At 60.4% G+C, this 20,631-nt stretch carries 16 protein-coding genes; 13 read left to right on the top strand and 3 right to left on the bottom strand.

Annotation, left to right across the window (positions count from 1 at the left end):
- The first annotated feature begins 42 nt into the window (after positions 1 to 42).
- A complete protein-coding gene (locus tag AC2FPW_RS10985) occupies positions 43 to 2,439 on the top strand; it encodes an ATP-dependent helicase (protein ID WP_496813682.1) in 2,397 nt (798 codons plus the stop codon).
- 4 nt (positions 2,440 to 2,443) lie between these two features.
- Here AC2FPW_RS10985 and AC2FPW_RS10980 read toward each other — a convergent pair whose 3' ends face one another.
- Both AC2FPW_RS10980 and AC2FPW_RS10975 read right to left on the bottom strand, forming a co-directional pair.
- Positions 2,444 to 2,734, bottom strand: coding sequence for a DUF1330 domain-containing protein (locus AC2FPW_RS10980; RefSeq protein WP_496752692.1), 291 nt, complete (start codon positions 2,732 to 2,734; stop codon positions 2,444 to 2,446).
- Positions 2,735 to 3,104: 370 nt separating this feature from the next.
- Complete coding sequence (locus AC2FPW_RS10975; RefSeq protein ID WP_267363321.1) at positions 3,105 to 3,329, bottom strand: DUF1127 domain-containing protein; 225 nt, start codon at positions 3,327 to 3,329, stop codon at positions 3,105 to 3,107.
- Between the two features lie 889 nt (positions 3,330 to 4,218).
- On the opposite strand from AC2FPW_RS10975, the gene mraZ reads away from it, so the two are divergent.
- The 9 genes from mraZ (at position 4,219) to AC2FPW_RS10930 (ending at position 13,931) form a co-directional block, all read left to right on the top strand.
- Entirely contained in the window at positions 4,219 to 4,722 is a 504-nt protein-coding gene (gene mraZ / locus AC2FPW_RS10970; protein ID WP_267363323.1) for a division/cell wall cluster transcriptional repressor MraZ, read from the top strand.
- Positions 4,723 to 4,726: 4 nt separating this feature from the next.
- A complete protein-coding gene (gene rsmH / locus AC2FPW_RS10965; RefSeq protein WP_267363326.1) occupies positions 4,727 to 5,719 on the top strand; it encodes a 16S rRNA (cytosine(1402)-N(4))-methyltransferase RsmH in 993 nt (330 codons plus the stop codon).
- The gene (ftsL, locus tag AC2FPW_RS10960) at positions 5,716 to 6,084 is read left to right on the top strand and encodes a cell division protein FtsL (RefSeq protein ID WP_209504535.1); all 369 of its coding nucleotides are present in this window, start codon (positions 5,716 to 5,718) and stop codon (positions 6,082 to 6,084) included. The genes rsmH and ftsL overlap by 4 nt, the downstream gene beginning before the upstream one ends.
- Positions 6,081 to 7,868 (top strand): peptidoglycan D,D-transpeptidase FtsI family protein, encoded by a 1,788-nt coding sequence (locus AC2FPW_RS10955; RefSeq protein WP_267363330.1) that lies wholly within the window; start codon positions 6,081 to 6,083, stop codon positions 7,866 to 7,868. Before ftsL ends, AC2FPW_RS10955 begins: the two co-directional genes overlap by 4 nt.
- Before the next feature lie 22 nt (positions 7,869 to 7,890).
- Positions 7,891 to 9,390, top strand: a complete 1,500-nt coding sequence (locus tag AC2FPW_RS10950) for a UDP-N-acetylmuramoyl-L-alanyl-D-glutamate--2,6-diaminopimelate ligase (protein WP_496813679.1) — start codon at positions 7,891 to 7,893, stop codon at positions 9,388 to 9,390.
- Positions 9,387 to 10,781 (top strand): UDP-N-acetylmuramoyl-tripeptide--D-alanyl-D-alanine ligase, encoded by a 1,395-nt coding sequence (locus tag AC2FPW_RS10945; RefSeq protein ID WP_496813677.1) that lies wholly within the window; start codon positions 9,387 to 9,389, stop codon positions 10,779 to 10,781. Before AC2FPW_RS10950 ends, AC2FPW_RS10945 begins: the two co-directional genes overlap by 4 nt.
- Positions 10,782 to 10,817: 36 nt before the next feature.
- Positions 10,818 to 11,900, top strand: a complete 1,083-nt coding sequence (mraY, locus tag AC2FPW_RS10940; protein ID WP_480506250.1) for a phospho-N-acetylmuramoyl-pentapeptide-transferase — start codon at positions 10,818 to 10,820, stop codon at positions 11,898 to 11,900.
- Between the two features lie 149 nt (positions 11,901 to 12,049).
- On the top strand, positions 12,050 to 13,447 hold the full coding sequence (murD, locus tag AC2FPW_RS10935; protein ID WP_496813675.1) for a UDP-N-acetylmuramoyl-L-alanine--D-glutamate ligase: 1,398 nt from the start codon (positions 12,050 to 12,052) through the stop codon (positions 13,445 to 13,447).
- A 109-nt stretch (positions 13,448 to 13,556) separates the two neighbouring features.
- A complete protein-coding gene (locus AC2FPW_RS10930) occupies positions 13,557 to 13,931 on the top strand; it encodes a glycine zipper family protein (RefSeq protein WP_480475937.1) in 375 nt (124 codons plus the stop codon).
- Here AC2FPW_RS10930 and AC2FPW_RS10925 read toward each other — a convergent pair.
- A complete protein-coding gene (locus AC2FPW_RS10925) occupies positions 13,928 to 15,109 on the bottom strand; it encodes a BaiN/RdsA family NAD(P)/FAD-dependent oxidoreductase (RefSeq protein ID WP_496813673.1) in 1,182 nt (393 codons plus the stop codon). The two genes, AC2FPW_RS10930 and AC2FPW_RS10925, sit on opposite strands and share 4 nt — an antisense overlap.
- A gap of 839 nt (positions 15,110 to 15,948) precedes the next feature.
- On the opposite strand from AC2FPW_RS10925, the gene AC2FPW_RS10920 reads away from it, so the two are divergent.
- Genes AC2FPW_RS10920 through AC2FPW_RS10910 form a run of 3 tightly spaced genes read left to right on the top strand, consistent with a single transcriptional unit; the run spans position 15,949 to position 20,581 of the window.
- Positions 15,949 to 17,772, top strand: a complete 1,824-nt coding sequence (locus AC2FPW_RS10920) for an adenylate/guanylate cyclase domain-containing protein (protein WP_496813671.1) — start codon at positions 15,949 to 15,951, stop codon at positions 17,770 to 17,772.
- 28 nt (positions 17,773 to 17,800) lie between these two features.
- Positions 17,801 to 18,958, top strand: a complete 1,158-nt coding sequence (locus AC2FPW_RS10915; protein WP_496813669.1) for a phosphatase PAP2 family protein — start codon at positions 17,801 to 17,803, stop codon at positions 18,956 to 18,958.
- A 21-nt stretch (positions 18,959 to 18,979) separates the two neighbouring features.
- Positions 18,980 to 20,581 carry a S8 family serine peptidase gene (locus AC2FPW_RS10910; protein ID WP_496813667.1) on the top strand — a complete coding sequence of 534 codons (1,602 nt, stop codon included), beginning with the start codon at positions 18,980 to 18,982 and terminating at the stop codon, positions 20,579 to 20,581.
- Positions 20,582 to 20,631: the final 50 nt, after the last annotated feature.

The raw sequence follows: 20,631 nt of genomic DNA, 5'->3' as shown, positions 1-20,631 counted from the left end.
CAAACTCTTTCCCTCGGCCTCCATCCGGCGTAGTTTGGGGTCATGAGCAGTTTTGACGAAATGGACGCCTTCGAAGGCGCATCCCTGTCGGCGCGGGCTATGGCCGTGCGCCCTTCGCCCTATCTGGATGAGCTGAACCCGGCGCAACGTGACGCGGTCGAACGCCTGGACGGCCCGGTTCTGATGCTGGCCGGGGCGGGGACGGGCAAGACCAAGGCGCTGACGGCCCGGATTGCGCATCTGCTCAACACGGCGCGCGCGCGCCCGAACGAGATACTGTCGGTGACCTTCACCAACAAGGCCGCGCGCGAGATGAAGGAACGAGTAGGCCGCCTGCTTGGCGAGCCCGCCGAGGGGATGCCATGGCTGGGCACCTTCCATTCCATTTGCGTCAAACTGCTGCGCCGCCACGCGGAACTGGTCGATCTGAAATCGAACTTCACCATTCTGGACAGCGACGACCAGCTGCGCCTGCTCAAGCAATTGGTTCGCGCCGCCAATATCGATGACAAACGCTGGCCCGCGCGTATGCTGGCGGGGATCATCGATGATTGGAAAAACCGTGCGCTGACGCCCGACAAGGTGCCTGCGGCGGATGCCGGGGCCTATAACAACAAGGGCATCGAACTTTATGCCCAGTACCAGACCCGCCTGCGCGAGCTGAACGCGGTGGATTTTGGCGACCTGCTGCTGCACATGGTCACGATTTTCCAGACCCACCCGGATGTTCTGGAACAATACCAGCGCTGGTTCCGCTACATCCTTGTGGACGAGTATCAGGACACCAACGTCGCCCAGTACCTGTGGCTGCGCCTGCTGGCCGGGGGGCACAAGAACATCTGCTGCGTGGGTGATGACGACCAGTCGATCTATGGCTGGCGCGGGGCCGAGGTCGGCAACATCCTGCGGTTCGAAAAGGACTTTCCCGGTGCCTATGTGGTGCGGTTGGAACAGAACTACCGATCAACCCCGCATATTCTGGCGGCAGCCTCCAACGTCATTCGGGGGAACGAAAGCCGTTTGGGTAAAGAGCTATGGACCGATGCCAAAGACGGCCACAAGGTCAACCTGATCGGCCATTGGGATGGCGAGGAAGAGGCCCGCTGGATCGGCGAGGAAATCGACGCGATGCAGGGCGGGACGCGCGGTATCCGACCGATGAATCTTGATGAGATGGCGATTCTCGTCCGCGCCTCACACCAGATGCGCGCGTTCGAGGACCGGTTCCTGACCATCGGTCTGCCCTACAAGGTGATCGGCGGCCCGCGTTTCTACGAGCGGATGGAGATCCGCGATGCCATGGCCTATTTCCGGCTGGTGATCAGCCCCGAGGATGATCTGGCGTTCGAGCGGATCGTGAATACGCCAAAACGCGGATTGGGCGATAAGGCGCAGCAGACCATTCAGATTGTGGCGCGCGAGAACGGCGTGTCTCTGGTCGAAGGTGCGCGGATCGCAGTCGACAACGGGCTGATCAAGGGAAAAGGCGGCAAAGCGCTGCGCGAGTTGATCGACGGGTTGGCCCGGTGGAATGCGATGACACGCGGGCCTCGGATTGAGGTCGATGATGACACGGTTATCGATGATGGGGTTTCGCCGATCCGCTATGGCGCGCCCGAGCATACGCATATCGAGCTGGCCCAGATCATCCTCGACGAATCCGGCTACACGGCCCATTGGCAGAACGACAAGACCCCCGAAGCGCCGGGGCGTCTGGAAAACCTCAAGGAACTGGTCAACCAACTGGACAATTTCGAAAACCTGCAAGGGTTTCTGGAACATGTCAGCCTGGTCATGGACAATGAACAGGACGGTGACGGGGCCAAGGTCTCGATCATGACCCTGCACGCGGCCAAGGGGCTGGAGTTTCCCGTCGTCTTCCTGCCGGGGTGGGAAGACGGGCTTTTCCCCTCGCAACGGTCGATGGACGAAACCGGCCTCAAGGGGCTCGAGGAAGAACGCCGTCTGGCCTATGTCGGTATCACCCGTGCCGAAGAGGTTTGTACGATTTCCTTCGCCGCCAACCGGCGGGTATTCGGGCAATGGCAGAACTCGATGCCGTCACGGTTCATTGACGAGTTGCCCGAAGACCATGTCGAGGTGCTGACACCTCCGGGCCTTTATGGCGGTGGGCATCAGACGGCGGGCATAGAAACCCGCGCGGCCGAAGCCAATGTCTATAACTCGCCGGGTTGGAGACGGTTGCAGGCGCGGCAGGGCCAATATGGCATGTCGCAACCCCGCGAAAGCCGCAACACAGTGATCGACGCCACCGCACTGGCCAGTTTCACGCTGGGCGAACGGGTGTTTCACCAGAAATTCGGCTACGGCGCTGTGATCGGGATCGAAGGTGACAAGGTCGAGGTCGATTTCGACAAGGCGGGCATCAAGAAAGTGGTCTCGCGTTTTCTGACCAACAAGGATGACGTCCCGTTCTGAGGCGTCATATCCCGTCGACCAGAACCAGATTGGTGGTTGCGGTGGCCTTTCGGATCTTCGCCAGTTCGATGTAATCCGGGTCATCCTTCCAGGATTTCGCTGCTGCAAGATCCGGAAACTCCATCAACACAATCCCGCCTTCGGGCCAATTGCCTTCAATCCGTTCGACCGGTTTGGATGAGACCGTCAGCAGGCGACCGCCGTGGCGGTCGAAGATCGGCATGAAACCTGCCAGATAGCCCTGATATCCGTCCGGGTCGTGAATGTTGATCTGCGCAATGAAATAGGCGGCCATGGCGTCCTCCGCATCAGATGTCAGGACACCATCCTACACCAGTGTCCGAAAAACAGAAAACGGCGGTTCCCAGGGAGGAGGAGAGGGAACCGCCGTCTTGTCAACATCAGAGCAGGGAGGAGGAGAGCCCTGATGTATGCGAACCCGGGTTTGAACCCGGTATGAGGAAGACGCGGCGATGTCAGGGAGGAGGAAGACATCGCCGCGCGCTTTCAACATCAAGGCAGGGAGGAGGACGCCCCGATGTATTCGTGTCCGGCGGGTTGAGGCCGGTATTAGGTGCGGCAACGTCAGGGAGGAGGAAGACGCTGCCGCTGATTACAGACCCTAAGGGAGGAGGAAGGGCCTGATCTCAGTATGCGTGTCGCGCTTACCGCGCGGTTTGTTCGTTTGCCGCCTGCAGGGCAACGCGGCGGATCATCGAGCGGTGCAGGCCAAGATCGGCCAGCTCGTGGTTCGACAGGGCGGACAGTTCATTGACCGTCTGGCGATACATGCGATAGCGCACGAACCGGTTCTTTGCGTTTTCCAGAACTGCGCCAAAACCGAACGCCGGTGCGTTCTTTACTGCTGTATGCGTGCTTGCGACTGCCATGCTCATCATCCGTATCTTTTTGTCTTGCCGGTATCGTCCGGCCCTTGCTTGAGACTGAAGATAGGCAAATGCTGCAATTGCACAATAGGTCGCGACATCAATGCTGCTATGCAGCAAATGCATAGATTGGCTCAGTTTTTTCATTTCGCAGCGATGCGCCTTGAAAATATGGGGTCGACCCTAGGTCAGCTTTGGCAGGGGCATCTGGCCCTTCCCGGTGGCCTGCCTTTGAATTGAGCGCACTCGGCGGGAAAATGGGCAAAACATATCCGTTCTGATGTTGACAAGGCTTGGGTAAATCGCTCGTGGGAAATCATGGGGCGATGTGGTCGCGTGGGGGAGATTGCTGGAAATCGACTCGAAATTCTGAACGATTCGAAGGGCTGATTGTGCATTTGAGGCCGATATTTCCAGTCCAAATGAAAAGAAGTCAAAATTCTTGGGAAATCGCGGGAAAAAAACTGACCGAAAATTTCCCCATATATAGGGGTGTGTTATTCATTACCCGCTAAAACTGGTGTCACGAAGCTTGAATCCTTCAATGGTAATCCGCTTTGGCCGTATTCCTCATGACACGCTGCGCAAAATTCCTATTGATTTCCATGAATTCCCATGTCATCCCTTATACATCCGATGAGGACGAGGCAGCAGGGGCACCAAACGACCCCGACCAAAAATATTCAGGTTTCATACAGGCATCTCGCTTTCATCAATCAAGAGATCCGGCGCGCGGGCGAGCAGACATCCCCCCAGGTGGCGCGCGCAGCTGGACATCCCGCAAAGCGGGTCAATGCGGCGGGTTGATCAGTGGCAGCAGATCAACCCGCCGTTTTTCATCCGGGGGGGAACGTGAATTCAAGGTGGGGCGCAAGCGAAAGGGACAGTCGTCTTGGCGCGCAGGTTTAGAGGTGAAAGCCACCATAAGGTGGATACGAAGGGCAGGGTGTCGATCCCGGCCTCGTTTCGCCGTGTGCTTGAATCATCCGATCCCAACTGGCAGCCCGGTGACAACCCTGAACTGGTGATTGTCTATGGTGACCACCGCCGCAAATACCTTGAATGTTATACCATGCAGGCGATTGACGAGGTGGATGCCAAGATCGATGCCCTGCCGCGCGGCTCGATGCAGCGGCGGATGTTGCAGCGCATGTTCCATGGTCAGTCCTTCCCGACCAACGTGGACGAAACCGGGCGTCTTGTGCTGCCCGCCAAGCTGCGCAGCAAGATCGGTCTCGAAGGCGAAGCGTTCTTTATCGCCGCAGGCGACACCTTTCAGATCTGGAAGCCCGAGACCTACGAGGTCGAGGAACTGGCCAAGACCGAAGAATGGATGGATGATCTGCCGGACGATTTTGATCCGATGCAGTTCCTAGACGGCACCGGGGATGCGTAACGGCATGGCCGGCGCTGCGTCCTCATCTGAAAAACCACATATCCCCGTTCTGCTGCGCCCCTTGCTGGCTGCGGTTGCGCCGGTCACGGGCATCTGGCTGGACGGCACGTTTGGCGCGGGCGGCTATACGCGCGGGTTGTTGGAGGCCGGGGCAGACAAGGTCATCGGTGTAGACCGTGACCCGCTGGCCTTTGAAATGGCGGCAGATTGGGCGCAGGATTACGGCGACCGGCTGGTGATGCAGCCCGGCGTATTCTCGCGAATGGACGAATACGCGCAGGATCTGGATGGCGTTGTACTGGATCTTGGCGTGTCCTCGATGCAGTTGGATCAGGCCGAGCGCGGGTTTTCCTTCATGAAGGACGGTCCGCTGGATATGCGGATGAGCCAGCAAGGCGAAAGCGCCGCCGATCTGGTAAACACGGCGACCGAGGCGCAACTGGCCGATATCCTGTTCCACTATGGTGAAGAACGCGCCAGCCGCCGGATTGCCAAGACGATTGTCCGGGCGCGAACCGAGGCGCCGATCACAACCACCCTGCGTCTGGCCGAGATTGTCGAATCCTGTCTGCCGCGCCCGAAACCGGGGCAATCGCATCCCGCAACACGCAGTTTTCAGGGTCTGCGGATCGCGGTGAATGCCGAGTATGAAGAGCTGTTTCAGGGCCTAATGGCCGCCGAACGTGCGCTGAAACCCGGTGGGCAGCTGGCCGTTGTCACCTTCCATTCCATCGAGGACCGGATGGTCAAACGGTTCTTTCAGTCGCGCGCGGGCAAAACAGGGCGTGCGAACCGCTATGCGCCCGAGATGGAACAGGACCAGCCGCAATTCACGCTGAAGACCCGCAAGGCCGTGGGGCCCGACGAACAGGAATTGCAGGAAAACCCGCGCGCGCGCTCGGCCAAGCTGCGTGTTGCGATCCGCACCGATGCTCCGGCGGGGGAAATTGAGGCCCGCGCCATTGGAATGCCTCAACTTGGGGGAAGGGCAAGATGAAGAGTGTTTTGTATGTGTTGACTGCTCTGTCCGTGTTCGGATTGGCGCTTTGGGCCTATCAGGAGAATTATCGCACCCAACAGGTGGTGAAGGAAACGCAATCCCTGCAACGCGAGATCGGCATGGCGCAGGTGCGGCTGGCGGTCCTGAACGCAGAATGGGCTTATTTGAACCGTCCCGACCGGCTGCGAGAGTTGGCGGACCTGAATTTTGAACGCCTTGGTCTGCTGCCTCTGCGGGCCGAACAGTTCGGGCGCGCCGATCAGATCGCCTTTGCCGAAGACCCGGACCTGCCCATCGTTGACCCGATTGAATTGCAGGCCATCACCGACATTCAGGCATTGGGCGAGGTGCAGATCCCATGACACGCACGCCCCTTCGCCCACTGGCCCGTATCCTTGACGCCCGTGCCCGGGGTGAAAACCCAAAGGCGATCGAGCGTGAAAACATCCGCAAGCGCCACGAAGACATGAAAGACCGCGCCCGCGCCCGCGCCGAAGGGCGTCTGCTGGTGCTGGGGCTGTTCTTCTTCTGCGCATTCTCGGTTGTCGGCGTCCGCATGGGCATGTTGGCAACGTCCGAGGTGCAGGAACCACTGGCCAATGCGCCGGGGGCCGCGATTGCCATGCAGCGCGCCAATATCGTCGACCGCGAAGGGCGCATTCTGGCCACCAATCTGGATACCTATTCCGTCTACGCGCAGCCGCCCCTGATGATCGATCCGATTGCGGCAGCAGATCAGCTGGTCGCGATCTTCCCCGATCTGGATAAAGAGCGTCTGGTCAAGGATTTCACTGGCAAGCGCAAGTTCCTGTGGATCAAGAAACGCATTTCGCCCGAACAGAAACAGGCCGTTCACGACATCGGAGATCCCGGCATCCTGTTTGGCCCGCGCGAAATGCGCCTCTACCCCAATGGCAAGTTGGCTGCGCATATCCTGGGTGGCTCCGGTTTTGGCCGCGAGGGCGTCAGCGCCGCCGAGGTGATCGGTGTGGCCGGGGTGGAAAAGCAGTTTGACGACTATCTGCGCGACCCGGCCAATGGCAACAAGCCGCTGCAACTGTCGCTGGACCTGACCATTCAGGCCGCGGTCGAACAGGTGCTCTATGGCGGTATGAAGATCATGAACGCCAAGGGCGCATCGGCAGTTCTGATGAATGCGCATACGGGCGAGGTTTTATCCGCCGCCTCGCTGCCCTCATTCGATCCCAATGATCGCCCACGCCCGCCGACCTCGGGGTTTGATCCCTCGGACAGCCCGCTGTTCAACCGCTATGTGCAGGGTGTGTACGAGCTGGGATCGGTCTTCAAGATTTTCACCGCCGCGCAGGCGGTTGAACTTGGGCTGGTAAACTCGAACACCATCATCGATACATCCGGCCCAATGAAGATCGGGCGCTTCCCGATCGGAGAGTTCAACGGCAAGAATTACGGCAAGATCAGCGTGGCGGATGTGATCGTCCACAGTTCGAACCGTGGCACCGGGCGTCTGGCGTTGCAGATCGGCGCGCAGCGGCAGCAGGATTTTCTGAATGCGCTCGGCATGTTCGACCCGACCCCGTTCGAGATTGTCGAGGCCACGGGCGGTGTGCCGCTGAAGCCAAAGAAATGGGGCGAGCTGAGCACTGTGACCATCTCCTACGGCCACGGCCTGTCAACCAGCCCGATGCACCTTGCAGCGGGATATGCGGCGATTGCCAATGGCGGGCATTATGTCAGCCCGACCATCCTGCGCCAGAACGGCCCGCAATACGGCCCTCGCGTGATGTCGCAGGGAACCGCGCGTCAGGCGCAGAAAATGCTGCGCAAAGTGGTGACGGATGGCACTGCCAGCTTTGGCGAGGTGAAAGGGTATGACGTGGCTGGCAAGACCGGCACGGCAGACAAGCCCAAGCCACGCGGCGGGTATTACGAAGACAAGGTCATCGCCACTTTCGCAACGCTCTTCCCGGCCTACGATCCGAAATATGTTCTGATCGTCACGCTGGATGAACCCTCTATCGTGGCTTACGGTGAAAAACGCCGCACCGCAGGCTGGACAGCAGTGCCTGTAGCTGCCGAACTTATTGGTCGCGTGGCACCTCTGCTGGGCTTGCGTCCCCGGCTTGAGCCTGAGGCGGGCGCTGCTATAACGCTGACCTCAAACTAGGCTGTCCGGCAAGAGGTGGGTCATGGGCACAAGGACAAAGAAACTCAGCCAAATGGCCCTGACCGCGCGAGGCGGGGTTAACCCCGAGATCACCGGTCTGGCCGTTGACAGCCGCGAGGTGAAAGACGGTTTCCTGTTTGCAGCTCTTCCCGGCACGCGGGTTCATGGCGGCACGTTCATTCAATACGCCCTGCGCATGGGGGCCGCCGCCATCCTGACCGATGCCGAAGGGGCGAAAATCGCAACAACTGAACTTGCGGCGTCGGATGCGGCGCTGGTGGTTGTCGAAGACCCGCGTCAGGCACTGGCCGGGGCCGCCGCCCTATGGTTCGGTGCGATGCCGCAGACGATTGTCGCGGTCACGGGAACCAACGGTAAAACCTCGGTTGCCACCTTTGTGCGCCAGATCTGGACCGAACTGGGCCATGCCGCCGTCAACCTTGGGACAACTGGTGTCGAAGGGGCATGGACCGCACCGCTGGCCCATACCACGCCCGAGCCAATCACCCTGCATCGCTGTCTGGCGGAAGCCGCTGAAAACGGCGTGACCCACGCCGCGATGGAGGCCTCGTCCCACGGCCTCGAACAGCGCCGCCTGGATGGCGTGCACCTGACCGCTGCCGGGTTTTCGAACTTCACGCAGGATCATCTGGATTACCACGAGACTTTTGAAGCGTATTTCGCAGCCAAGGCCGGGTTGTTCGACCGGGTTCTGCCGCAGGATGGCACGGCTGTTATCAACCTGAGCGATCCCAAGGGGTCTCGGGTCCGCCGGATCGCCGAGGCACGCAGTCAATCGGTGCTGACCGTCGGGTTGGGCGACGCCGATCTGTGCCTGATCAACCAGCGGTTCGATGCTACCGGGCAGGATCTGCGATTTGCGTGGCAGGGCCGGACCTTCCAGACCCGCCTGAACCTGATCGGAGGGTTCCAGGCCGAAAACATCCTGCTGGCCTGCGGGCTGGTGATTGCTGCGGGCGACAGCCCCGAACGGGTCTTTGAAACGCTGCCGCACCTGACCACCGTGCGCGGGCGTATGCAACTGGCCGCTACCCGCGACAACGGCGCGACGGTTTTTGTGGATTACGCGCACACCCCCGACGCCGTGGCCACCGCCCTCAAGGCGCTGCGTCCGCATGTAATGGGTCGTTTGATCGCCATTGTCGGCGCGGGCGGCGACCGCGATGCCACGAAACGCCCGCTGATGGGAAAGGCAGCCGCCAACCACGCAGATATGGTTTTCGTCACCGACGACAACCCACGCAGCGAAGACCCCGCCGCCATCCGCGCCGCCGTCATGGCAGGTGCGCTCGAGGCAGCGGGCGACGTCAGCGTGACCGAGGTCGGCGACCGCGCCGAAGCCATTCTGCGCGGCATCGATGCCCTGCAACCCGGCGATGCGCTGCTGATTGCGGGCAAGGGCCACGAAACCGGGCAGGTCGTCGGCGATCAGGTGCTGCCCTTCGATGATGTCGAACAGGCCAGCATTTCCGTCGCCGCGCTGGACGGGAGGGTCGCATGACGCTCTGGACAGCATCCGAGGCCGCTCAGGCAACGGGTGGGCGGGTCACGGCCGATTGGACCGCTGATGGTATCTCCATCGACACGCGCACCCTTCAACCCGGTGATCTGTTTGTGGCGCTGAAAGCGGCGCGGGACGGGCATGAATTCGTGGCTCAGGCGCTTGAGAAAGGCGCAGGCGCGGCTTTGGTTTCGCATATTCCCGACAACGTATCGCCTGATGCGCCACTGCTGATCGTTGATGATGTGCAGGCGGCGCTCGAGGCTTTGGGGCAGGCGGCTCGCGCCAGAACGAATGCGCGTGTGGTGGGGGTGACCGGCAGTGTCGGCAAGACGTCGACCAAGGAAATGCTGGCCGTGATCCTTGAAACACAAGGCAAAACCCATGCCAGCGTGGCCAGCTATAACAACCACTGGGGCGTTCCGCTGACCCTTGCACGGATGCCGCGCGACACTGAATTCGCGGTAATCGAGATTGGCATGAACCATCCGGGCGAGATTGCCCCGCTGGCCCGGCAGGCCCGCCCGCATGTGGCGCTGGTCACGACCGTGGCGGCGGTGCATCTGGAAGCCTTCGAGAATGTGGCTGGCATCGCCCATGAAAAAGCTGCGATCTTTGAAGGGCTCGAACCCGGTGGCGCGGCAATCGTCAACGCAGATATCAACTACGCGGACATCCTGCGCCAAACGGCGCTTGAGCAGGGGGCCGGGATTGTTGATTTCGGCCAAGGCGCAACGGATTACCGGCTGACCGACGTTCAGCAGGAGGCGAACACCGTGAATGCCGAAGCTGCCGTTGGTGATCAGGTATTCCGTTTTGAGGTGAACTCTGCCGGTACGCATTTCGCCATGAACGCGCTCGGGGCTTTGGCTGCCTGCGTTGAACTGGGTGTCGATCTGGATCAGGCCATTGCAGGTCTGCGCGCATGGTCCCCGGTCAAGGGGCGTGGCGTTCGGGAAAGCATTCCTCTGCCCGGCGGCGGGCAGATCGAACTGCTGGATGACAGCTATAACGCCAACCCGACCTCGATGGCGGCCGCGCTGGATGTGCTCGCCGCCTCACAAGGCAAACGCCGCATCGCCTTTCTGGGCGACATGAAAGAACTGGGCGCGCAGGAAGAGGCGATGCACGCCGCCATGGCCGATGCCAAAGCGATGGCACATGTTGATCAGGTGCATTGTATTGGCCCGTTGATGCGGGCACTGCACCACGCGCTGCCCCCGGCGAAACGCGGTCTCTGGTCCGAAACCAGCGCCGAGATGGCCGAACAGTTGCCTTCGCTGGTCAGGGACGGCGATACTGTGCTGGCCAAGGGCTCCCTCAGCATGGGATTGGCCTCGATTGTTGACGGTCTGCGCAAAATGGGGCAAGGGGGCGCGCTTGATGGGTGATCACACCCGTGCGCCTCGTGTGAGAAAGGTATTGTCATGCTGTACTGGTTGACCGCTCTGTCGGATGGCGGGGATTTCTGGAACCTCTTCCGGTATATCACCTTCCGCGCAGGCGGTGCCTTCATGACGGCACTGATCTTTGGGTTCATCTTCGGAAAACCCCTGATCAACGTGCTACGCAGAAAGCAGGGCAAGGGCCAGCCGATCCGCAATGATGGCCCCGAGGGGCATTTTTCCAAGGCAGGCACGCCAACAATGGGCGGTTTGCTGATTGTCGGGGCTCTTGTGACCTCGACCCTTGTCTGGGCGCGACTGGATAACCCTTATGTCTGGATGGTGCTTTTCGTGACCCTGTCTTATGCGGCCATCGGATTCGCGGATGACTACGCGAAAGTCTCAAAACAGAACACGCAGGGGGTTTCAGGCAGGATGCGCCTCGCATTGGGCGTGATTATTGCCGTGCTGGCTTCGCTTTGGGCGACTTTGCACCACCCCGAAGCGTTGCAGAACCAGCTGGCTGTACCCGTATTCAAGGACACGCTGGTCAATCTGGGCATCTTCTATATCCCGTTTGCGATTGTCGTGATCGTAGGGGCCGCCAACGCGGTGAACCTGACCGACGGTCTGGACGGGCTGGCCATCATGCCAGCGATGATCGCCGCCTCGACGCTGGGCGTGATTGCCTATGCGGTGGGCCGCGTCGACTTTACCGAATATCTCGACGTGCATTACGTGCCGGGCACCGGTGAGATCTTTATCTTTACCTCAGCGCTCTTTGGTGCGGGTCTGGGGTTCCTTTGGTACAACGCCCCCCCGGCGGCGGTCTTCATGGGCGATACCGGGTCGCTGGCGCTGGGCGGCGCGCTGGGCGCCATTGCCGTGGCCACCAAGCACGAGCTGGTTCTGGCCGTCGTCGGCGGCCTGTTCGTGGTCGAGGCGCTGAGCGTGATCATTCAGGTCCTCTACTTCAAACGCACTGGCAAGCGGGTCTTCCTGATGGCCCCGATCCATCACCATTATGAGAAAAAAGGCTGGGCCGAGCCGACCATCGTCATCCGCTTCTGGATCATCTCGCTGATTCTGGCGATGATCGGTCTGGCAACGCTGAAGGTGCGGTAAGGCTCCCGCCAGGTTCGAAGGGCCTGCGGCCCTCCTGCCACCTGTTGGGCCCGGCTCGCGCCGCAGCGCGAGCCTGACACGCCCCTTGTCATTGTGATTTTCTTCAGTGCAGTGTGGCCTCCAAATCCAAATCAAAGAAGGTGTGTAGAATGATCCCGGTCAAAGGCTTTTCAGGGCAGAAAGTTGCGGTTCTGGGATTGGGCCGGTCCGGTCTGGCAACCGCACGCGCCTTGCGCGCAGGCGGGGCGGAGCCGGTCTGCTGGGATGACAACCCGACAACCCGCGCCATAGCCGAAGGCGAAGGATTCTCCTGTGCCGACCTGCGCAAACAGGGGGCGTTTGACACCATTGCCACGCTCATCGTTTCACCGGGCATTCCGCATCTTTATCCCGAACCCAACCCCGTGGTTGCCGCAGCCTTGGATGCAGGCGTGCCGGTCGACAACGATATCGGCCTGTTCTTCCGCTCTTTCGCGGGGCCGGAGTGGAACAACTATGACACTCCGCCACGGGTCATCGCGGTCACCGGCTCGAACGGGAAATCAACCACTGCTGCTCTGATCCACCACATCCTGACCGAGGCCGGGCGCGAGGCGCAGTTGGCCGGAAATATCGGGCGCGGTGTTTTGGATATCGATCCGGGTGGCGATGGCTCGGTCGTGGTGCTGGAACTTTCCAGCTACCAGACGGAACTGGCCCGTGCGCTGACCCCGGATGTGGCGGTGTTTACCAATCTGTCGCCCGACCATCTGGACCGCCACGGCGGCATGGGGGGATATTTCGCGGCCAAACGGCGCCTCTTTGCCGAAGGCGGCCCGGACCGCGCGATTGTCGGCATCGATGAAACCGAAGGCGCCTTTCTTGCTGGCCAACTGGCCGAAGGGCCGGCGGATGACAGGGTGATCCGTATCTCGGTAACGCGAAAGCTGACCGGGCCGGGATGGCAGGTCTTCGCGCGCAAGGGGTTTTTGTCGGAATACCGCAAGGGGCGGCAGGCCGGGTCTATCGACCTGCGCGCGATCAAAGGCCTTCCCGGTGCCCATAACCACCAGAACGCCTGTGCGGCTTATGCGGCCTGCCGGTCGCTGGGCCTTGCCCCGCGCGTGATCGAGGATGCGCTGCACGCGTTCCCGGGCCTGCCGCACCGCAGCCAGATCATCGCCGAGGCGGACGGGGTAACTTATGTCAACGACTCCAAGGCGACCAATGTCGATAGCGCCCTGAAGGCGCTGACTGCGTTCAAACAGATCCGCTGGATCTGTGGCGGGCTTGAGAAAGAAGGCGGCGTCGCAGCCCTGAACGCAGCAGCGGATCAAGTGATAAAAGCCTATGTCATCGGTCGTGAGGCGGCGGGCTTTGCGATGCAACTGACGGTCGACGCGCAGGTCTGTACCACGATGGAGGCAGCAGTGGCGCAGGCCATGGCGGATGCCCAAGCGGGCGAGACCGTTCTGCTCGCGCCGGCGGCGGCAAGTTTCGATCAATATGACAATTTCGAACAGCGTGGCGACGACTTCACGGCGCAGGTGCAAAAACGGCTGTGCTAAGGCCGCACCTGCAACAGCCCGCCGGTAGATGTGGACATTTTTCAATCAGATTGACACTTTGTTGGAATTGAGGTTGCGTCACCTCCAGTTCAAGAAAGAGGAAGCGGAAATGTCTGCACGCAAAATTCTCTCCATCCTTCCCGTCGTTGCGCTGGCCGGGGCCTGCGCCAATAGCGGGGCGAATTATGTTCCTATCATCGACGGGCCTGTGGGTCCGAACTACCAGTCCGATCTGGCCAATTGTCAGGCGCTGGCCCGGTCTCGCCCGACGCTGGACAGCAACACCGCGGGCGCTGCCGCCATCGGCGCGGCTGGTGCGGCGGCAACCACAGCGATCATCGACAACAGCGCCAGCGATCTGGGCCGTGCGGCGGCCGCCGGTGCTCTGGTCGGTGTGGGTGCCAGCGCGATCAGCAACACCCAGAACCAGGAAGTGATCGTGCGCAACTGCATGCGCGGTCGCGGGTATAACGTCGTAGGTTAATTCTTGGCGGCAATGGCGGCACCTGCGGCATGGCCCGATGACCATGCCCATTGAAAGTTGTAGCCGCCAAGCCACCCGGTGACATCCACCGCTTCACCAATCGCATAGAGGCCAGGGACAACCTTGGCCTCCATCGTTTTCGACGACAGATCATCGGTATCTATCCCGCCCAGCGTGACCTCGGCGGTGCGATACCCTTCGGTTCCCGATGGTCCCAGCCGCCAGTCAGACAGGGCCGCGACCAGATCAGACAGTTTCGCGTCCGACTGATCGGCCAGATTGCCGGACATCGGGATGATTTGGTTTAAATACTCGACCAGCCGGGACGGCAGATGCCGCGCCAGTTCCGTTGTCAGCGCCTTGCGCCCTGCGTTTTGCCGTTGTGCGCGCAGCAGATCGAACAGGGGCAGTTCGGGGATCAGGTTCACGCCGATCTCCTCGCCTTCGCGCCAATAGGAGGACAGCTGTAAAACGGACGGTCCGCTGAGGCCGCGATGCGTGAACAGCAGCGCTTCGTCAAAACTTGTGCGGTCATTCGACAGCCGCACGGGCAGGGAAACACCGGACAGGTCCTTGAACCGGCCATCCGAAAAGGTGAACGGCACCAGCGCCGCGCGGGTGTCGGTCACCCGCAGGCCAAACTGCCGGGCAATGTCATAGGCCAGCCCGGTCGCGCCCATCTTGGGGATGGATTTGCCCCCCGTGGCCAGCACCAGATTGGCGCAGGTCAGATGCAGGCGCTGCCCCTCACGCTCGACCTCCAGCGCGAATCCGGTGCCATCCTTGCGCAGATCACGCAGCGCGGTCTGCACCCAAAGCTCGGCACCGGCGCGGCTCATCTCGTCCAGCAACATCTGGATGATCTGTTTTGAAGAGCCATCGCAGAACAACTGCCCCAGCGTTTTCTCATGCCATTTGATGCCGTGCCGGTTCACCAGATCGACAAAATCCCACTGCGTAAACCGCGCCAGCGCGGATTTGCAGAAATGCGGGTTTTGCGACAGGAAGTTGCCCGGCCCCGCATACATGTTGGTGAAATTGCACCGCCCTCCGCCCGAGATGCGGATTTTCTCGCCCGGCGCCTTGGCGTGGTCGATCACCAGCACCCGCCCACCGCAACGGGCCGCGCACATCATGCCTGCTGCTCCGGCACCCAATATGATCGTATCGAACCTCATGCACCGCCCTTGGCGTGGATTTTCGGCGATGACAAGGGTGAAACCCGGCGCACCGGGCCTGAGGCAAAGGATTTAGTTGTCAGGTGAATGATTCCCGGAAAATCGGGGCCTGCGGGCGGTGACACCCTTGCACGGGGGCCGGTTTGGGCTGGTTGTCGGGATTTTGCGCGCGCGTCGCGGGGCGGGATTGGAAGAGCGCAGATCACAGAAAACCACTCCCGGGTCCGGTCAAATTGCGGCACCGTTCAGGTTGTGCAGGGCACCTGGTCCCGCCACATGTTGGGCCACCGAACAGGGTGGCGACTGGCTTGACCGGCTGAAACGGCGAGGGCCGGGCAACGTTCAGATACTTTTTGGAGAATCGATTTCCGGTACCAGTCAGCCGCTGTCGTGTCATGTCGCCCGCCCGGTTTAGCGGCAACAGGAAGCTCCAATGCCAAGGGCTTGACCGGGGTCAGCCCTCGCGCACTCCTAACGGGAAGTCTTGCCGCATCAGCCCGTCTTGCCCGCCAAGCACAAAGCGCCACAGATGCCGGGTAATTTGGCCAAATTGCACCGAAAAATATGTGCAAAAATAAAAATATGTCGACGGAAGTTCACTAAAACAATACAATAACCCTTATTATTTTGAACTTAACGCATTTTAGAAACCAAATCTCATCAGCGGGCCGATTAATGCCTCGTGATTTCCATTCAGGCCCGTGGCCCGTCCCGCGCAATGCAGCGCCATTCACACCCGTCGGCTGCATCTGCAATCACAACACGCCTCTGATGCGTGCCAGCCCGCCTGTTTTCGGGGTGGCACATTTCAACAAGTTAAAGAGTTCCGAGACACGATCATGGGTATTACTCTGAATTTGAACAATCCAAGCGACCTTCCCAAGGCGCGGCTCAGGGCGATCCTGTTCCTTGATGCATGTGATTACTCTGCCGCCGTCCGCGAGGCCGAGCTTGAAACACTGGCCAGAATCCGCCGCGATCTGAATTGCGTCAGCGATCTGGTTAACAGCTTTCGGGGCCGGGTGACCGGCCTGACCGGTGACGGGCTGTGCGCTGTTTTTCCAAGCGCGCGTGCCGCTGTCGAAACTGCGCTGGGGGTGCAGGATGTCCTGACCCATGCCCCCGACCGCTACGCCAAGGGGTATCGAATTGGGATACATCTGGGCGACACGTTCGAGGTTGACCAGCAGATCATCGGTGACGCTGTGAATACGGCGGCCCGGATCGAAAGCGTCGGCTCATCCGGCGAGGTTCTGGTCTCAAGCGTTGTGCGCAATGCGCTGCGCGGGCGGCAGGATTTCCTGTTCAACTCGATCGGGCGGCCCAATCTCAAGAATATCGGTGCCTCGCTCGAGCTGTTCAAAGTGGCCCGCGCAACAATCGACGTTCCATATGAGAAGGACGGAAAAGAACAGCCGGTTCCTGTTCCCGCCAACCCAACGGCCTTCCGGTCCGAACGGCTGTCGTTTACCTTACCGCGCCCGAATTTCGTGATCGGTCTGTTGTCTCCGGATGTAGGGGGTGGTTCCGAAACCGCGGCATTCGTGTCCAACATCGTTGCGGAACAGCTGTCCAAATCCCTTACCGAAACCGAAGCGCTCGAGGTTCAGGATTACCGGGTGCCGCAGGTTGCGCTTCCAAAGGAACCACTGTCGGCTGGGCCTGATCTTTTCCTTCAGTGTCGCGCTTCGACCTGTGGCAGCATGTTGCAAGTGTCCGCCACCGCAATGCGGTCGGAAGACAGAAAAGTGATCTGGAGCCAGAATGTGGTGGCCGATCAGGGTGACTTTCTGGGGCAGAACTGCTCGGGCCTGACATCGTTCATCAGCTATGCCACTGACGCCTTGCTGACGGCCTTGCTGAACGGGCGTCACATGCGCGACCCGGCCTCCCATCACGCGGCGAAAACCGCCGTTGCCGCCGTGCATCACCTGTTGACCATGACCGGGCCGGGGCTGGACCAGCTCGAGGCGGATATTCTGGCGGCTTACGAGCTTGATCCCAAGCCGGTCTACCTTGCGTGGCTGGCTTACGTCACGACCTTCAAGGTCGGCGAACGGTACGGAACCTGGGATGCCACACTGGAAGCGCAGGCGCGTGATCTGGCCTGCCGCGCTGTCGAGGCTGACCCGGATAACGGCACTGTTCTGGGCCTTGTCGCCCACGTGCATTCCTACGTGTTCCGAGAGTTTTCGGTGGCGCAGGATCTGGTCGACCGCGCGCTCGAGCTCAGCCCTTATCGGGCGATGAGCTGGGATTCTGCCGCCATGCTCTATTGCTACACGGATCGCCCCGCGCTGGCAGTGGAAGCTGCGCAGAAGGCACGGCTTATCGGACGGCACAGCCCGTACCGGCATCTGTTTGACGGGGCAGGATGTGTCGCCGCGCTGGTCAATGGCGAGTTCGAGAAATCCATCAGGTTCGGCGAATCCGTGATGGAGGTTCAACCGCAGTTCAAAACCGTCATGCGCTATCTGGCTGCGGCTTACGGGCACGCAGGTGACCGGCAGCGAGGCGAGTTCGCCTTGCAGCGGCTGACCAATCTGGAACCGGACATGTCGCTGGCCTGCATCCAGCAGGACCGGTTCCCGGTGCCAACGCGGTTCAGCGCGCAACTGATGGAAAGCGGCCTGTCCCGGATCGGGTTGCCGCAACACGCTTGAAGTAGGGGTAAAAGTAGGGGGTTTACTTATGTCTTACGTGTCCACGCTCAATGGTTTTGGCATGATGGCCCGACGTGGAGAGCTGATTTCCTGCAAAGTGGTGAAATTGATGAACCTTGCCGGAACCGGTGGTCTCGGTGCCTCACCGGGGGACAATCGAAAGGCGTTGGACAATTTCATTTACGACGCGCAGAGGGAAAGCTTCATCAATTATCTCAATGCCATTCATGATCTGGATCCCGAGTTGCTGGATGATGGAAAACTGCGCGAGCTTACCGCGTTCATGCAGAACGAAGAATTCATCGACCCCTTCAGGTCTGACAGCCGTGTAAAAGGTGCGAAAGACGAAGAGATCGGGAAACGCTCTGCCCTCGGCGCGGCGTCCGTCGCGATGAGCGCATCTTCGGCATTCGCACTGAACCGGAACCGCAACAGAAACCGCAATCGGAACAGAAACCGGAACCGAAACAGAAATCGCAATCGTAACCGGAACCGCAGCGATTTTGACGTCGGCGGCAGCGATGCTTCCTTCGGCTGGCGCGAGATGCGCGATCTGTGCCGGGTCGGTATGCTGCCCGCATCCGGACTGCTGGGCAAAATCTGGGAAAACATCGATCTTCTGCCGCCGCCGGGCCCTGACGAAAGCATGAAGGAAACCGAATACCTGCTGATCCTGCAAGGGCGGCTCAAGTGGTCAAATCAGGCGACGCGGCGTGAGGAAATCGTGACGCAGGCAGGCTTTGGCATCGATGAATATCTCAGTCCGCTGGGCATTGACGAAAAGGGCGGCTTTGATGCGACCCGCGCGCTGATGACGATCCTGCTGGAATTGACGAATGAAATCGGCCTGACCTACAAGAACCGCTTCAGCCGGCCCAGACCCAATATCATCCAGCCGCTGATCCGGCCCTTCCTTCCGGTGCCTTTTCATGCGGCTTACCCCTCGAACCACTCCTACCAATCTTTCGCGATTGCCGAACTGTTCTCGCGGCTGATCCCCGAACATCCGGGCACTGTCGCTTTGTTCCACCGCGCCCAGCGGATTGCTGAAAACCGCGAATGGGCTGGTCTGCACTACCCAAGCGACACAGCCGCCGGGCGAAGTCTGGCCAGAAAAACCGTGGCTTACCTGACCGAGGTTCTGGACGAACTGATGGACGAAGCACAAGACGAATGGCTGGGCTAAGGATCAACGCGAGGTGACGAAATGACCGCAGGAAACGAAGACTACGCACGATATTACTATCTCTGGCATCTGGTCGCGATCAAAGCCTTGACCGTCAAGGCGCCCCCGCCCGCTGACGGAGAGACCTGCCCGGAAATCGACAGCGCGATCTGGGATTTCACAGGCCCTGCTCTGGCCGAGGCGAAGATCGCCCTGATCGACATGGGCGTGGCCCCGCATCACCCAAACCTGAAAGCGCCGGACACCGGACCGGTTCCGGCGGACAGGGTCATTCGGGACGAAGCCCTTGATCTGGCCAGCCACCCGTTCGGCGTCAAATATGTTGATCGGTCGGCCGTTGGGGCAGGGGCAGAACATATCGAAGAACATGTGCAACATCTGTCGGGCATTCAGAACCCCTTGGGCATTCCGGGCCTGACGTCGCAGGAACAGCGGGTGATTGCCGGATTGAGATCGGGGTTTGGTGTCAAACGTTACATCGATGCTTATGATGATCGCTATGCCGGGCACGGCACCAGCTGTGCCGGGCTGGCTTGCGGAACCAGCTTTGCGGCGGATCAATTCGGCAATACCGGCAATATCGCGGCGTATTATGGGGTTGATCCCAAAAGCAGGATTATTCCGATCACGACGTCGATCTCGCCCAGCCCGGAAGAATTGATTGCGGCGTTTCTTTATGCTCTCCACAAAGGCGCGCATGTCATCCTGTTTCCGCGCGATGCCGCGAACCCGGACCACTGGCCGGGATATCGATTTCGCCCTGCCACTGGCACCGAGCCGTTCTATCCGGGTCTGGACTCGCACGAAAAGACGCGCCTGCACGAGACGAGGCGCGACGAACCCGACGGCGACGCGCGCGACATCTCGGTGGCATGGTCGGCGCTGGACAAGATCATCAAATGGGTCAGCACGAGAATTCCGGTGGTCTGCGCCGCTGGCAATGACGGTCGAAGTGAACTGATTTACCCTGCCAGCCTGTCCGGTGATCCAACCAACGGGATCATCTCGGTGGGGGCCGTCAACTATAATGGCACCCGGTCCGGGTATTCAAACCACTCTGCTGATCTGACCGTGTCCGCCCCTTCGGATGACGGTGAGATCTACAACCGCTATCAAATTCGTCTGGACCGTGATGCAGCCTCGGCCACTGACTTCCATCTGGAAAACCCGAAACATCACCTGAAACGCGACGGCAGTGGTGACGCGATCCCGATTGTCGAATTCGCGCCTCAACGGTTGGTGACCTTGGATGTGCCGGGCCCGCGGGGCTATGTCGAAGGCAGCCTTGCCGCGGCGGTCAAAACCCGAAAAAAGGCGGTGGACGATCCTGCCGGGCTGTATACTGAATTCGGCGGCACTTCGGGGGCTTCGGCCCTTGTTGCCGGGGCAATAGCGATGATGCAGCGAAAGTCGCCCAATGTTCTCAACGGGGTGCAGATCAAAGCCATCTTCAAGAACCTCGAAACATCTGCAACGCGTTTCGACAACACCCACTGGTATTGGTCCTCTGCCGCAGGAACCCTGCAAGCTGACGCGATCAACGGTTACACGCCGCCCCCCAGGGCCGAACTGTTCGGTGTGGCGGGGCTGCTGGATGTGCCGCTGCTGCTAAGCAAGGTCTGATGCCCACCTCCTCCCGTCCGGTGGCCGTTGTAAAACGGCTGACCGGCGAT

The sequence above is a fragment of the Ruegeria sp. SATB027 genome (genome assembly GCF_059613825.1).
This window is presented reverse-complemented; position numbering and strand designations above follow the sequence as displayed.

Bases quoted from the DNA above. Each gene is read 5' to 3' on its own strand.
- AC2FPW_RS10950 (WP_496813679.1), top strand. From the start codon at position 7,891: ATGGGCACAAGGACAAAGAAACTCAGCCAAATGGCCCTGACCGCGCGA.
- AC2FPW_RS10955 (WP_267363330.1), top strand. From the start codon at position 6,081: ATGACACGCACGCCCCTTCGCCCACTGGCCCGTATCCTTGACGCCCGT.
- AC2FPW_RS10920 (WP_496813671.1), top strand. From the start codon at position 15,949: ATGGGTATTACTCTGAATTTGAACAATCCAAGCGACCTTCCCAAGGCG.
- AC2FPW_RS10910 (WP_496813667.1), top strand. From the start codon at position 18,980: ATGACCGCAGGAAACGAAGACTACGCACGATATTACTATCTCTGGCAT.
- AC2FPW_RS10915 (WP_496813669.1), top strand. From the start codon at position 17,801: ATGTCTTACGTGTCCACGCTCAATGGTTTTGGCATGATGGCCCGACGT.
- mraY (WP_480506250.1), top strand. From the start codon at position 10,818: ATGCTGTACTGGTTGACCGCTCTGTCGGATGGCGGGGATTTCTGGAAC.
- AC2FPW_RS10975 (WP_267363321.1), bottom strand. From the start codon at position 3,329: ATGGCAGTCGCAAGCACGCATACAGCAGTAAAGAACGCACCGGCGTTC.
- rsmH (WP_267363326.1), top strand. From the start codon at position 4,727: ATGGCCGGCGCTGCGTCCTCATCTGAAAAACCACATATCCCCGTTCTG.
- AC2FPW_RS10925 (WP_496813673.1), bottom strand. From the start codon at position 15,109: ATGAGGTTCGATACGATCATATTGGGTGCCGGAGCAGCAGGCATGATG.
- ftsL (WP_209504535.1), top strand. From the start codon at position 5,716: ATGAAGAGTGTTTTGTATGTGTTGACTGCTCTGTCCGTGTTCGGATTG.
- AC2FPW_RS10985 (WP_496813682.1), top strand. From the start codon at position 43: ATGAGCAGTTTTGACGAAATGGACGCCTTCGAAGGCGCATCCCTGTCG.
- murD (WP_496813675.1), top strand. From the start codon at position 12,050: ATGATCCCGGTCAAAGGCTTTTCAGGGCAGAAAGTTGCGGTTCTGGGA.
- AC2FPW_RS10930 (WP_480475937.1), top strand. From the start codon at position 13,557: ATGTCTGCACGCAAAATTCTCTCCATCCTTCCCGTCGTTGCGCTGGCC.
- AC2FPW_RS10980 (WP_496752692.1), bottom strand. From the start codon at position 2,734: ATGGCCGCCTATTTCATTGCGCAGATCAACATTCACGACCCGGACGGA.
- AC2FPW_RS10945 (WP_496813677.1), top strand. From the start codon at position 9,387: ATGACGCTCTGGACAGCATCCGAGGCCGCTCAGGCAACGGGTGGGCGG.